The 13,997-nt window shown below is 38.7% G+C and carries 9 protein-coding genes; 6 read left to right on the plus strand and 3 right to left on the minus strand.

From position 1 onward, the window contains the following. The first annotated feature begins 165 nt into the window (after positions 1-165). From N7931_RS05285 to ilvA, 6 genes are all read left to right on the plus strand, one after another. The gene (locus N7931_RS05285; RefSeq protein ID WP_262792462.1) at positions 166-870 is read left to right on the plus strand and encodes a TetR/AcrR family transcriptional regulator; all 705 of its coding nucleotides are present in this window, start codon (positions 166-168) and stop codon (positions 868-870) included. Between the two features lie 346 nt (positions 871-1,216). After that, positions 1,217-2,866: an acetolactate synthase 2 catalytic subunit gene (ilvG, locus tag N7931_RS05290; RefSeq protein WP_262792463.1), complete on the plus strand. Its 1,650-nt coding sequence runs from the start codon at positions 1,217-1,219 to the stop codon at positions 2,864-2,866. After that, positions 2,863-3,132, plus strand: coding sequence for an acetolactate synthase 2 small subunit (ilvM, locus tag N7931_RS05295; RefSeq protein ID WP_262792465.1), 270 nt, complete (start codon positions 2,863-2,865; stop codon positions 3,130-3,132). The genes ilvG and ilvM overlap by 4 nt, the downstream gene beginning before the upstream one ends. 16 nt (positions 3,133-3,148) lie before the next feature. Further along, on the plus strand, positions 3,149-4,078 hold the full coding sequence (locus N7931_RS05300; RefSeq protein ID WP_262792466.1) for a branched-chain amino acid transaminase: 930 nt from the start codon (positions 3,149-3,151) through the stop codon (positions 4,076-4,078). Between the two features lie 184 nt (positions 4,079-4,262). Then, entirely contained in the window at positions 4,263-6,104 is a 1,842-nt protein-coding gene (ilvD, locus tag N7931_RS05305; RefSeq protein WP_262792467.1) for a dihydroxy-acid dehydratase, read from the plus strand. An 89-nt stretch (positions 6,105-6,193) separates the two neighbouring features. After that, entirely contained in the window at positions 6,194-7,744 is a 1,551-nt protein-coding gene (gene ilvA, locus N7931_RS05310) for a threonine ammonia-lyase, biosynthetic (RefSeq protein WP_262792468.1), read from the plus strand. A gap of 110 nt (positions 7,745-7,854) precedes the next feature. Here the strand turns inward: ilvA and N7931_RS05315 are convergent, their stop codons facing one another. The 3 genes from N7931_RS05315 to N7931_RS05325 all read right to left on the minus strand — a co-directional run bounded on the left by N7931_RS05315 (position 7,855) and on the right by N7931_RS05325 (position 13,941). Then, a complete protein-coding gene (locus N7931_RS05315) occupies positions 7,855-9,786 on the minus strand; it encodes an alpha/beta hydrolase family protein (RefSeq protein ID WP_262792469.1) in 1,932 nt (643 codons plus the stop codon). A gap of 69 nt (positions 9,787-9,855) precedes the next feature. After that, a complete protein-coding gene (locus N7931_RS05320; RefSeq protein WP_262792470.1) occupies positions 9,856-11,790 on the minus strand; it encodes an alpha/beta hydrolase family protein in 1,935 nt (644 codons plus the stop codon). Positions 11,791-11,994: 204 nt separating this feature from the next. Next, complete coding sequence (locus tag N7931_RS05325; RefSeq protein WP_262792471.1) at positions 11,995-13,941, minus strand: alpha/beta hydrolase family protein; 1,947 nt, start codon at positions 13,939-13,941, stop codon at positions 11,995-11,997. Between the last annotated feature and the right edge of the window lie 56 nt (positions 13,942-13,997).

Below are 13,997 nucleotides of genomic sequence, written 5' to 3' on the forward strand. Positions count from 1 at the left end.
AGAATCAATTTAATTGAATATTATTCATATTAGGCTATTTTATAAAAATCACAGGGTTAGCTGAATAATTTTAGATTTTTAGCAGTTTTTTTATAGTCTAATTTTAGGATTTTTATAAAATCAAGTTAATAAATTTTATTAACTCACCATGGAAAGGAGTTTGTTATGCCACTAAAAAAGCAAAAGCGAGCCCGCTCGGCAGCGGATAAATCACTCAAGCGGGAGCTTATACTTGAAACCGCTGCTCAACTGTTTGACTCTAAACCAGATTCATTACCAACAGCAGCTGAAATTGCAAAACAGTCTGGCATCGCAAAAGGAACAGTCTATCTATACTTTAAAAGTAAAGAAGAAATTTTTCTTGCCCTACTTGAGCAACACTACCAAAACTGGTTTCGTGATATTCGCTCAGCGATTACCGCAGATAAACCTAATGCCGACGATATTATTAATGCCATTTGCCATTATATTGAAAGCCAGCCACAATTTTTCCAACTAGCCAGTTTGAGCAGCTCAATTATTGAGCAAAATGTGAATAGTGGTGTATTGCTTGCATTTAAAGAGCGCTTGGTCAACATGGTTAACTCTACTTCACATGATTTAGCTGAAAAACTAAATTTAGAAGAGCATGATACCTGTGCTCAACTTTTAATGCGTAGCTATGCTATGCTCTTGGGTTTATGGCAAATCAGCCACAACCCAGAAAACCTCTCAGATTTATTCGACCAGCCAAGCTTATCAGTCATTCAGCCTGAGTTTGGCCTAGAAGCTCGAGATGCACTCGCTCAATTATGGCAAGGTTATGTCGGTCAAAAAGATTCAAAATCCTCTGGCCGCTTTTGGAAAATTGGTAACTTATTTACCAATTAAATTTTCATTTCAGGTGAGCTAATATCAACTTATATTATCTCACCTTTTATCAAGCCTAGGCCAAGCCTTAATATTCCTGTTTTTTAGACTAAACCCAAGTATTTTCTTGTCTCTGCTTCAATTGTATGCTATTTATACGTCCTCTAAAGCAAACCTCTTTTTGCAAGGTTAGAATTTAAGATGAATTTTCGTATTATGATTGAATTAGTCGTCGTCAGCGTGGTGGTGCAACTCACTTCACTGCGGGGGGATTATTTGGTTTAATCATAATAAAGCTGACTTAACAAACCCCCGCGTCGCAAGGCTCGGGGGTTTTTTGTTATATAAGATAGATAAAGGGTAGATTATGACCGGCGCGGAACTGGTTTTAAAAGTTTTACAACAACACGGCATAAAACACATTTTTGGTTACCCAGGCGGTGCCATCATGCCAATTTACGATGCACTTTATGACTCTGACGTAGAACACTTTTTGTGTCGTCATGAGCAAGGTGCAGCATTTTCTGCTATCGGTTACGCGCGCTCAACCGGTAAAGTAGGTGTCTGTATGGCAACTTCTGGTCCGGGAGCAACCAATTTGGTAACAGGTTTAGCCGATGCCATGATGGATTCAGTTCCTGTCGTTGCGATTACCGGTCAGGTATTCAGCAGTTTAATTGGTACTGATGCGTTTCAGGAAATGGACGTATTAGGCATGTCATTATCTATCACAAAACAAAGCTTTTTGGTTCAAAGCTTAGATGAACTTGCAGATATTTTGCATCAAGCATTTGAGGTTGCACAGTCTGGTCGTCCAGGTCCGGTTTTGGTTGATATTCCTAAAGATATTCAAGTGGGTTCAGTTGATTTTGAACCTTACCCAATAGCACAAAAACAAGTGCCTGATTTTGATGCACAAGTATTAGCCGATGCACAAGCATTAATTAAAGCAGCCAATAAGCCTTTATTTTATATTGGCGGTGGTGTGGGTATGGCTGATGCTATTGACGAGATGCAGGATTTGTTAGCAAAAACAAAAATTCCGGCTATTTCTACCTTAAAAGCTTTAGGCACTGTACCGGCTGATTATCCGTATAATTTAGGCTTAGTTGGTATGCATGGTAATCAGGCAGCTAACCATGCGGTGCAAGATTGCGATTTATTAATTTGTACCGGTGCGCGATTTGATGACAGGGTAACAGGTAAATTAGATACCTTTGCGCCAAATGCAAAAGTTATCCATTTAGATATAGATCCAGCCGAAATAAGCAAATTGCGTCAGGCGGATATTTCAATTTTAGCCGACTTTAAAAAGCTGTTACCTGAGCTGGCTGTCACAACAGAAATTAGCCCTTGGCAACAACAGGTTGCAGAGTTAAAAACGCAGTATGCATGGCGTTATGATTATCCGGGCGATAGCATTTATGCCCCTAAACTATTAAATTTATTAAGTCAGAAGTTACCGTTTGATCATGCAGTAAGCTGCGATGTTGGCCAGCACCAAATGTGGGTTGCCCAACACATGCTATTTAGCTCGCCACGCAATCATTTATCGAGCGGTGGTGCTGGTACTATGGGCTTTGGTTTGCCTGCGGCAATTGGTGTTCAGGTTGCTCGCCCAGATTGTATGTCGGTTGTGGTTTCCGGTGACGGTTCATTTATGATGAACGTTCAGGAATTAGGTACCATTCGCCGCTTTAAACTGCCAGTTAAAATTGTATTATTAGACAATCAGCGCTTAGGTATGGTTAAACAATGGCAGGAATTATTTTTTGAAGAGCGTTACTCTGAAACAAATTTAAGCGATAATCCAGATTTTGTTACACTTGCAAAAGCATTTGATATTCCGGCTTTAACAATCAGTCAGGACGATCAAATTGAAGACGGCATAAATCAATTAATTAATACTGACGGGCCGTTTTTATTGCATGTACAAATAGATGATAAAGAAAACGTATGGCCATTAGTGCCACCAGGTAAAGCAAACCACGATATGTTGGAGGGTGAAAAAGTATGACGCATACCATTAAACTAAAGGCGAACTCAAGACCAGAAGTTATGGAGCGAATTTTACGAGTCGTCCGTCACCGTGGTTTTAACCTTGAAGAAGTGTTAATGAAACAATGCCAAACCACAAACAGCACAAAAATCACGCTGAAAGTATCTGGCGATCGTCCAATTAGCAACTTAGAAACTCAATTAAATAAATTATACGATGTATCTCAGCTTGAGTTGCATCAGTCCACCGCAACCGCAGACTCTGCCGTTGCTATGAATGCGTAAACAGGATAAGCAAATAATGAGCAAGACAAACTTCCCAGAACTAATTTGGTTTAACGGCAAAATCATCCCTTGGCAAGAAGCAACAGTGCATATTGTCTGCCATGCAATCCATTACGGTTCATCAGTGTTTGAAGGTGTGCGTTGTTACAATACACCAAAAGGCCCAGCTATTTTTCGTTTAGCTGAGCATACTCGTCGTTTATTTGATTCAGCTAAAATTTACCGTTTTGACATTCCTTATAGTGCAGACGAGATTAACCAAGGCTGTAAAGATATTGTTCGTGAAAATGGTTTAAAAAGCGCTTATTTACGACCTTTCGCATTTATGGGTGCACACAACTTAGGTTTAAACCCACCAAAAATGCCACTTGAAACCTCAATTATTGCATTAGACTGGGGTTCATATTTAGGTGAAGAAAGTTTAGAACAAGGGGTTGATGCAGCTATTACTTCTTGGAATCGTTTAGCACCAAATACAATGCCAACAGGCGCAAAAGCTGGCGGTAACTATTTATCATCGATTTTAATTACCACCGAAGCTAAACGTCATGGTTATGTTGAGGGTATTGGTTTAGACCAAAATGGTTGTATTTCTGAAGGTGCAGGCGAAAACATCTTTGTCGTACGCGATGGTGTAATTAGCACACCACCAACAACCAGTGGTATTTTACCGGGTATTACCCGTAGCACTTTAATTACTTTATTTGAAGAAATGGGCTACACAGTGCGCGAACAAGCGATTCCGCGTGAAGCACTATACTTAGCAGATGAAGTATTTATGTGTGGTACTGCGGCAGAAGTTGTACCGGTACGCAGCGTAGATCAAATTAAGGTAGGTAACGGTAAACGTGGCCCTATCACTGAGATGATCCAAAAAGCTTATTTTGGTTTATTTAACGGCACTACTGAAGATAAGTGGGGCTGGTTAAGTTATATCAACGAATAATCGTTTAAAAACCATTATTCTTTTGTATGAAGTTGTGAGTATAGCTGCTAACTATGGCGATAAATTTTTGATGTGGCAATTACATTATCCACTCAATCTCACAACCTCAACCAGATGTTAATAAGCAGGCTCTCGCCTGCTTTTGCATTTAAAAATAAATGCAAAAAACGAATTGGAGATTATTATGCCAAAACTTAGATCCGCAACAACAACACAAGGCCGTAATATGGCTGGTGCCCGAGCATTATGGCGCGCAACGGGTATGAAAGATGAAGATTTTACAAAACCAATTATTGCAGTTGCCAACTCATTCACTCAGTTTGTACCAGGTCATGTGCATTTAAAAGATATGGGTCAATTAGTTGCCCGCTCAATTGAAGCAGCAGGCGGCGTAGCAAAAGAATTTAATACAATCGCCGTAGATGACGGTATCGCTATGGGTCATGGCGGTATGTTATACAGCTTACCATCTCGTGATTTAATTGCTGATTCTGTTGAATATATGGTTAATGCACACTGTGCTGACGCCATTGTATGTATCTCAAACTGTGACAAAATCACTCCAGGCATGTTAATGGCTGCGATGCGCTTAAACATTCCAGTCGTATTTGTTTCTGGCGGCCCAATGGAAGCTGGTAAAACTAAATTATCAGACCAAATCATTAAATTAGACTTAGTCGACGCGATGATTCAAGGTGCTGATCCAACCGTGTCTGACGAGCAAAGCAACGAAGTAGAACGCTCAGCCTGCCCTACTTGTGGTTCGTGTTCTGGTATGTTTACGGCTAACTCAATGAACTGTTTAACCGAAGCATTAGGTTTATCATTACCGGGTAACGGTTCATTATTAGCAACTCACGCTGATCGTGAAGGTTTATTTAAACAAGCTGGTCAACGTATTGTTGAGTTATGTACTCAATATTATACCAATGACGATGATTCGGTATTACCGCGCAACATTGCTACCCGCGAAGCGTTTGAAAATGCAATGGCGCTGGATATTGCTATGGGTGGTTCAACCAATACCGTTTTACACTTATTAGCAGCGGCTCAAGAAGGTAATGTGGATTTTGACATGGCCGCGATTGACCAAATGTCTCGTAAAGTCCCTAACTTAAGTAAAGTGGCACCGGCAACTCAAAAATACCACATGGAAGATGTTCACCGCGCTGGTGGTGTAATGGGCTTATTAGGCGAGCTAAACCGCGCCGGATTACTTAACCAAAATGTAAACCATGTTTTAGGCGGTAAATTAACTGACGTACTGGCTAAATGGGACATTATGGTAACCGAAGATGAAGCGGTTAAAACATTTTATTCAGCAGGTCCTGCCGGTATTCGTACAACTAAAGCATTTTCGCAAGACTGCCGCTGGCCAACCTTGGATGATGACCGCCAAAATGGTTGTATCCGCAGTAAAGAACATGCCTATAGCCAAGATGGCGGCTTAGCTGTACTTGAAGGTAATATCGCGCTAGATGGCTGTATTGTTAAAACCGCAGGTGTAGACGAAAGCATTTTAAAATTTAAAGGTCCAGCTGTTGTATTTGAAAGCCAAGAAGATGCTGTAGACGGCATTTTAGGTGACAAAGTAAAAGCGGGTGATGTAGTGGTTATTCGCTACGAAGGTCCTAAAGGTGGTCCGGGCATGCAAGAAATGCTTTATCCAACCACTTTCTTAAAATCAAAAGGCTTAGGTAAAGCTTGTGCGTTAATTACCGATGGCCGCTTCTCTGGCGGCACATCTGGTTTATCTATTGGTCACGTTTCTCCAGAAGCGGCCAGTGGCGGTACAATTGGTTTAGTAGAAAATGGCGATATGATCGCAATTGATATTCCAAACCGTACGATTGAACTAGACGTAGCGGAGGAAGTATTAACTGAACGCAGATTAGTACGTGATGCCAAAGGTTGGAAGCCACAAAACCGTGAGCGTGAAGTATCTTTTGCATTAAAAACTTTTGCTATGTTTGCAACCAGCGCGGATAAAGGCGCGGTACGCGATCGCAGCAAGTTAGAAGATTAATCAGCTATAAACTCCAATCATCAGGGTTAACTCAGCTTAACCCTGATGATTTAATAAATTGCTTTTCCTAAATTTTGGTAAACAAAACCATGACAGACACACAGCAGCACCTAAGCGCACAAGATTATTTGCGTAAAATACTGGTCGCGCCTGTTTACGATGTCGCAAAAAATACAGATCTCAACTATTTGAGTTCTTTATCAAATCGTTTACAGCACGACGTTTGGTTAAAACGTGAAGACCAGCAACCGGTAAAATCATTCAAACTACGTGGTGCTTACAACAAAATTGCTAATTTATCGAGCGATGCTAAAAGCCGTGGTGTAATTACCGCCTCAGCGGGTAATCATGCTCAAGGCGTCGCTTTATCTGCTAATCGCATGCAGGTAAAAGCTACCATAGTTATGCCAGAAACCACACCTGATATTAAAGTAGACGCGGTGCGAAATTTTGGTGGCGACTGGGTCGATATTATTTTAATTGGCCGCAGTTTTGATGTTGCCAGCAATCACGCCCAACAACTGGCAAAAGAGCACGGTTATACCTATGTACCACCATTTGATGACGAAGATGTTATCGCCGGACAAGGCACCATAGCTAAAGAGTTATTTGATACCAAACGCGACTTAGACATGGTTTTTGTCGCTGTGGGTGGTGGCGGTTTAGCTGCCGGTATTGCTGTATATTTAAAACAGCTAAAGCCAAATATAAAAATTATTGCAGTTGAATCTGACGAATCAGCTTGCCTTAAAAAAGCACTAGAATGTGGTGAACGCACCCCACTTGATCAAGTTGGTATTTTTGCAGACGGTGTTGCGGTAAAGATTATTGGCGAAGAAACATTCCGCCTGTGCCAGCAATATATAGATGAAGTGATCACAGTTAACAGTGATGAAATCTGCGCTGCGATTAAAGATACGTTTGACGATACCCGTGCAATTGCCGAACCGGCCGGAGCATTATCTGTTGCCGGTATCAAAAAATGGTTAAGCCAGAATAAACCAGATAAAAAACTGCAAATAGGCGGCATTTTATGTGGGGCTAATATTAATTTTCACACTTTAAGGTATGTCTCTGAACGAGCAGAACTGGGTGAAAAGAAAGAAGCCATTATCGCAGCAACCATTCCTGAACAAAAAGGGGCATTCCGCCATTTCTGCGAAACCTTAGCAGGCAGAACCATTTCTGAATTTAATTACAGATACGCACCGGCTGATAACGCCCATGTTTATGTTGGTTTAAAGCTCAGAAATAGCGAAACAGAGCTGCCTCAGGTATTGGCTGAACTCAAAAAACGCGATATTGAAGGGTTTGATTTATCAGACAATGAAGTTGCTAAACTGCATGTGCGCCACATGGTAGGTGGTCGGGTACAAAATTTAATAAACGAGCGTTTATTCAGTTTTGTTTTTCCAGAATATCCGGGCGCCTTAATGAATTTTTTAAATACATTAGGCACTCAATGGAATATCACACTGTTCCATTACCGCAATCACAGCGCAGCTAGCGGCATGGTCTTAGCCGGTTTTGATGTACCAGAAAACGAATTACCCGATTTACATAAACATTTAGACCAAATCGGTTACCAATATACAGACGAAACCGCTAACCCTGCGTATCACTTTTTCTTAAAAAGTTAATCAGCCTGCGTTTAATTAACGGTTAGATAAAACAAAATAAAAAACGAGTTTTTAAAGTGACCCCATAAAGTTGGATTCATTTTAAAACTCGCTTTTTTGTAGGCTAAGATTTACTTCATATTCTCGGCTAAAAAAGGTTCAATTTCTTGTAATAGCTTTAGTCTGGATTCAGCTAGTTCTAAATAATGCCCTTCGTCTTGTAAAGTCACAAGCTTAACTACTTTATTAGCATCTTTTAACGCACTTTCCATATCTAACGATTGTTTGTAGGGAACCACCCTGTCGTATAAACCATGCACTAATAACACTGGAGCTTGAAATTGTTTTGCAAAGTTAACTGGTGATATTTGACTTAATAAATTTTTATCATTTTTTCGGTTCAGTAAAAACCTTTCCCAATAAAAAACCGTTGAGCTTTCTTCACCATAATCACGCGTTTTATCATCTAGCATTTTAGATAAATCACTAATCCCCGCACCAGCAATAATACAGCTGTACTTTTCTGGTGTATAAGCACCACCCGCTAACGCGGCATAACCGCCATAGCTAAAACCAACAATACAGACTTTACTCTTATCGACTAAACCTGTACTGACATAATAATCTATGGCATCAGTTAAATCATTCTGCATTTTGCCGCCCCATTCTCCGTGGCCAGCAACAATATGATTCGCACCAAAACCTTGCGAGCCTCTAAATTGGGGCTGAATCACCAGGTAACCACGATTCGCAAAGTATTGAGCTAACCAGCCAAATCCGACCCGGTCATATGCTTGAGGCCCACCATGCGGAAATAAAATAGTAGGTAGATTCTTTTTAATATCTTTATTAACGGGGTAAGTTAATAAAGTAGGAATAGTTAAGCCATCTCTAGCTTTAAATTGGGTAACTTCAATTGGATTAAACGACTCTAAAGAAATTAGAGGTCTAGCGTCAGCTAAAAAAGAAAATTCATTATCTGAAAACAATAAATATTGGCTAATCGCCTCCGGTCCTTCTATTCTAAATACAACATCTTTCCAGCCCGGATGAAAGTCAACAATACTTAATGCGTGATCTGCTGGAACGGCAGCTTGAATAGCCTGATAAATCGCTTGCTGTTTTTTATCAAAAAAAGCATAACTGGGGTAAAACCCAGAATAAGACACACCATAAACAATTCGTTGCACATCGGTCAATACACCCGAAATATCAGTGCCTTTCTTAACTAGAACTGGACCTTCGATTTTGCCATCTGACAGTGACATGGTGTAATAATTATTTCGGCCTGATTTATCATAAGTTAAAAATACTAATTTTGTTCTATCAGGTGTTAACCCAGTAAACTGCTTTTTAACTAATGGCGTAGTCTCTCTAAAAATTTCAACCCATTCGTCATTACGTCTAACTTCTATTCGATGTAGATCTTTATCTTGACTGAAAAGCTCCTGTACTAAAGGATGTCCATGCTCATCTACAAAAAAATCATAAGTCCCATGACCACTTTTTGAGAGCGGTCTATGACCTTTTTTTCCAGCTAAATCCACAGCTAGTAAGTTAAGTTGTGTTGTTCCTGATTTTAACCTGTCATCTCTTTTATAAAACGCAGCCATCAAAACCCGATTATTTTTATAATCAATACCAACAATTTTCCCATAATTTCCTTGGGTGGAAACACCATTTTCTGGTTTTAATAACTGATGTAAATCTTGATTCTTAAGATCATATAAAAAAGCAGCACCAGCACGGTAATGGCGCCCAGTTTGTGCAACTTTAAAAATAAGTCTGTCATTATCAATAAAGAAAATGTGGTAAGGCTCTATATTTTTAATATCAACAGCCCGAATTAACTTTCCTAATTTAAGATCCATCACCACTAAGTAATCTTTATTAGACTGAACATAACGATAAGCAATCCGGTTTCCATCAGGTGAAATTCTAACTAAACTGGCTTCAGGCAAAGCAGCATAAGCTTCAAGCGGCAACATATCATTAGCAAATACAAAACTAGAAATGAAGGCAGCGGTAGCAAATAATGAACGAAATAAATAAATCAGCTTCATTTAATAAACTCTATATAAAGTGGCCGAAAATATTTTCGGCCACTTACTTATAAACCCTGAAAAGGTTTGTTACTTCATATTCTCGGCTAAAAAATCATCTATCGATTTTAATAACAACAATCGGGATTTTTGATAATTCAAATTGTGGCCTTCATCTTCTAACTTAACCATAGTTACTTTTTTGCCTGCTTTTTTAAGGGCACTTTCCATAGCTAAAGATTGTTTATAAGGTACCACTTGATCATACAAACCATGCACCAATAACACTGGCGCTTTAAACTGTTTAGCAAAATTAACTGGCGATATTTGTTTTAAATAGGCGTTTTCATCACCTTGCCCTTTTTGCATAAATTTTTTCCAGTAATAAACAACAGAGCTGTCTTCACCATAAGCCATAGTTTCATCATCCATCATTTCAACTAAGTCGCTAATGCCCGCACCGGCAATAATACAAGTATATTTTTCAGGCGTAAAAGCACCGCCACTCAGCGCAGCGTAACCGCCATAACTCCAACCAAAAATACAAACTTTGGCTGGGTTCACCAAACCCGCTTTGACATAATGATCCACAGAATCAGTTAAATCATCTTGCATTTTTTTAGCAAATTCACCATAACCAGCACGCAAATGCTCAGCACCAAAGCCTTCTGATCCTCTAAATTGAGGTTGAATGACTAAGTATCCACGACTGGCAAAATATTGAGCGAACCAATTATATCCAGCTCTATCGTACGACTGAGGGCCACCATGCGGCATTAAAATAGCTGGCAAGTTTTGTTTAGCTTTGCCATTTGGATAAGTTAATAAAGTAGGAATAGTTAAACCGTCTCTGGCTTTAAATTCAGTAATTTCAATTGAGTTAAACTTATCCAATGGAATTTGTGGCGCGGCATCCCCTAAAAATGAGAATTCATTATTAGCAAATAATAAATATTGGCTAACAGCCTCCGGCCCTTCTATTTTAAAGACAATATCTTCCCAGCTTGGATTGAAATCCACAATTTCTAAGGCATGCTTTTGGGGCATAGCACCTTGAATAGCTTGATAAATCACTTCTTGTTTTTTATCAAAAAAGGCATACGTAGGGTAAAATCCTGCATATTCAACACCATAAACAACCCGCTGAATATCGACTAAAGCGCTTTCTATATCAGCATTCACTTTAGCAAACAAAGGGCCTTCTATTTTGCCATCAGCTAATGACATAGTATAAAAACTGCGGTTTTCTGAATTTTGATAAGTTAAAAATACCAACTTATCTCTGTTAGGTGTAAAACCGACAAAATCTTTATAAATTTCAGGCGTTATTTCACGATAAATCTCAACCCATTCATCATTTTTACGCACTTCAACTTGATGTAGATCTTGCTCATTGCTATACAGTTCACGTACCAATAACTCGCCTTGCTCATCAACAAAAAAATCAATTGCATTATGCACACTACGTGAAAATGGTCTGGCACTTCGCTTTCCGTCTAAATCGACTGCCATTAGTGTATTTCGGTGACCGCCAGTGTATTTTCTATCGGTTTCCGGTTTTTTATATAATGCGGGCATTAAAATTTTATTATCATCCCAATGCACACCCACTATTCGACTATGGTTTGTACCGCCAACACCTTTTTCGGCTTTTAATAACTGTCTGAGCTCTTGCTGTTTAATGTCATACAAAAAAGCTGCACCTAAAGTTTCACGACGGCTGATCTGGTAAACCTGTAAAACAACCCTATTATTATCGAGAAACATTATATTATTAGGGTTAATTTCGTGAATATTGATTGCGCTAATCGCTTCACCTGATTTTAAGTCAGCAATAACCAATAAATCTTTATCCTGAGTAACATAACGATAAGCTGAGCGGCTTCCGTCTGGCGAAATTCTAACCAGACTAACTTCAGGCAAAGTCGCATAAGCAGATAAAGGTAAAGCTGCTTGGGGATTAGCTGAAGCAAACCCGCTCAAGAATAAAGTTAATAAAAATAAAAATTGAGTAAAGTAGCGCACTTAAATAATATCCTTATATTATCATATTATTAATAAACACCAGAATTAAAACACAAAATTAACAAAAAGTCATTGCAAATTAGCCAGTATTAAGAATGAGAATAGTTCGGAAAAGCTAAATAAAACTAAGGTAGGGCTTTAATCAGCACAGCCTAATTCTGTAATCGAATCGGCTGTGCCGCTAAAATAGTACGAGTATGTAAGCTACATATATTTATTTAAAAATGCATCTATCTCTTTTAACATTAATAAACGAGATTTGGCATAGATTAAGTTATGGCCATCTTCTTCCAACTCGACCAACTTTACATTTTTACCTGCATCTTCAAGCTCATCAAACATGTCATCCGATTGCTCGTAAGGTACAACCTTATCTCTTTCTGAATGAATTAATAACACAGGAGCTTTAAATTGCTTGGCAAAATTGATAGGTGAAATGCTTTCTAAAAACTCATCCGGATCTTTTTTATTTAATAAAGACTTTTCCCAATAAGATACAACCCAGTGATCGCTGCCATAGTTATATTTTTCAGTATCCAGCATTTCTTCCAGATCACTTACCCCATTAATCGAAATAACGCAGCGATATTTATTAGGGGTAAATGCACCGCCAGCCAAAGCCGCATAGCCGCCATAACTGGCACCAGCAATACACACTTTATCTTTATTCACTAAGCCTGTTTTTATATAGTGATCAACCGCATCAGTTAAATCATCCTGCATTTTACCACCCCATTCGCCGTGTCCAGCGTTAATATGAGCAGAACCAAATCCATCAGAGCCTCTAAATTGAGGTTGAATAACTAAATAACCTCGGCTGGCAAAAAACTGGGGGATCCAGTCAAACTCGACTCTATCGTAAGAGCGAGGACCGCCATGCGGTAATAAAATAGTGGGTAGCTGCTCTTTTGATTTATTTTTAGGGTAAGTTAATAGCGTTGGAATGGTTAATCCGTCTCTTGCTTTATATTGCGTAATTTCAATTTGATTATAATCTTCAATATTAATTTCTGGCCGTTTCACTTCTAACACTTGAAACTCATTATTGGCGAATAATACATAACTACCAATAACTTCAGGTCCTTGAATTAAAAACAAAATATTCTTCCAGTCAGGTGTATAATCTATTACGGTAAAAGAGTGATTAGGTAAAGCTTGTTGTATAGATTGATAGGTTTTTTGTAGTTTTTCCTCAAAAAATTGGTAAGTTGGGTGAAAACCAGAATATTGAATACCATAAACTACACGCTGAATATCAGTTAGTACATTTTCAACATCTGCATTTTTATTCGCAAATAACGGGCCTGTAATTTTGCCATCAGCTAATGACATGGTGTAATAATTTGAACGACCTTCTTCCCCATACATCAGCATTACTAAATTTTTACGATCTGGTGTTAATCCAACAAAACTGCGTTTTCTGATCGGTACAGTTTCTGAAAAAATATCTACCCACTCATCGTTTCTTCTTACCTGGACTCGGTGTAAATCACTATCATTGTTATAGCGTTCCTGAACTAATAATTCGCCTTCCTCATCGACAAAAAAATCAATCGCATCATGAGTGCCTTTTGTTGCCCTGCGAGGCTCTCTTTTTTTGTTCATATTAACTTGCATTAGGGAATACACAGGTTCAGCATACTGAACATTATCATCGCCAAAAAAAGCAGGCATAAGTAACTTTTGCTCTTTTTTATTTACACCGATAATATCGCCTAATTGAGTTTGTCCACGATAAATACCGTATCCAGGTATCAGCAGTTGCCTAATATCTTGCTCATCAATATCATAAATAAAAGCTGAACTAATATTATGACGCCCACGATATCCAATCATCCCCATATAAGAAGATACTTTCAGAACAATTTGATTATTATTAACAAAAAGAGCGCTTTTAGGATCGATTTCGGTAATATCAATTAAGCGTAACATTTTTCCGGTTTTAACCTCTTTCACCACCAATAAATCTTTATTATCTTTATTGTAGCGAAACGCATATCGACTGCCGTCAGGCGAAATACAAAACATACTGGTTTGAGGTAAAACTGCATAGGCATCTAGCGGTAAAGGTTTTAATTGCTCTGCTTCGACTGAACAAAGCAATAACACTGGTAAGGTGAGGCTTAGCAAAAATTTTAATAAGTATTTCATAATATCCTTATTCTTGTTTTATATTTTTATAATTCCATATTATAAACTGATAAATT

Origin of the sequence: Catenovulum sp. 2E275 (assembly GCF_025515275.1) — a bacterium.
Lineage (GTDB): Bacteria > Pseudomonadota > Gammaproteobacteria > Enterobacterales > Alteromonadaceae > Catenovulum.

What these genes read in the sequence shown, in the direction of transcription:
- ilvM (WP_262792465.1), top strand. Translation starts at nt 2,863, where the DNA reads ATGACGCATACCATTAAACTAAAGGCGAACTCAAGACCAGAAGTTATG.
- N7931_RS05285 (WP_262792462.1), top strand. Translation starts at nt 166, where the DNA reads ATGCCACTAAAAAAGCAAAAGCGAGCCCGCTCGGCAGCGGATAAATCA.
- N7931_RS05315 (WP_262792469.1), bottom strand. Translation starts at nt 9,786, where the DNA reads ATGAAGCTGATTTATTTATTTCGTTCATTATTTGCTACCGCTGCCTTC.
- N7931_RS05300 (WP_262792466.1), top strand. Translation starts at nt 3,149, where the DNA reads ATGAGCAAGACAAACTTCCCAGAACTAATTTGGTTTAACGGCAAAATC.
- ilvA (WP_262792468.1), top strand. Translation starts at nt 6,194, where the DNA reads ATGACAGACACACAGCAGCACCTAAGCGCACAAGATTATTTGCGTAAA.
- ilvG (WP_262792463.1), top strand. Translation starts at nt 1,217, where the DNA reads ATGACCGGCGCGGAACTGGTTTTAAAAGTTTTACAACAACACGGCATA.
- ilvD (WP_262792467.1), top strand. Translation starts at nt 4,263, where the DNA reads ATGCCAAAACTTAGATCCGCAACAACAACACAAGGCCGTAATATGGCT.
- N7931_RS05325 (WP_262792471.1), bottom strand. Translation starts at nt 13,941, where the DNA reads ATGAAATACTTATTAAAATTTTTGCTAAGCCTCACCTTACCAGTGTTA.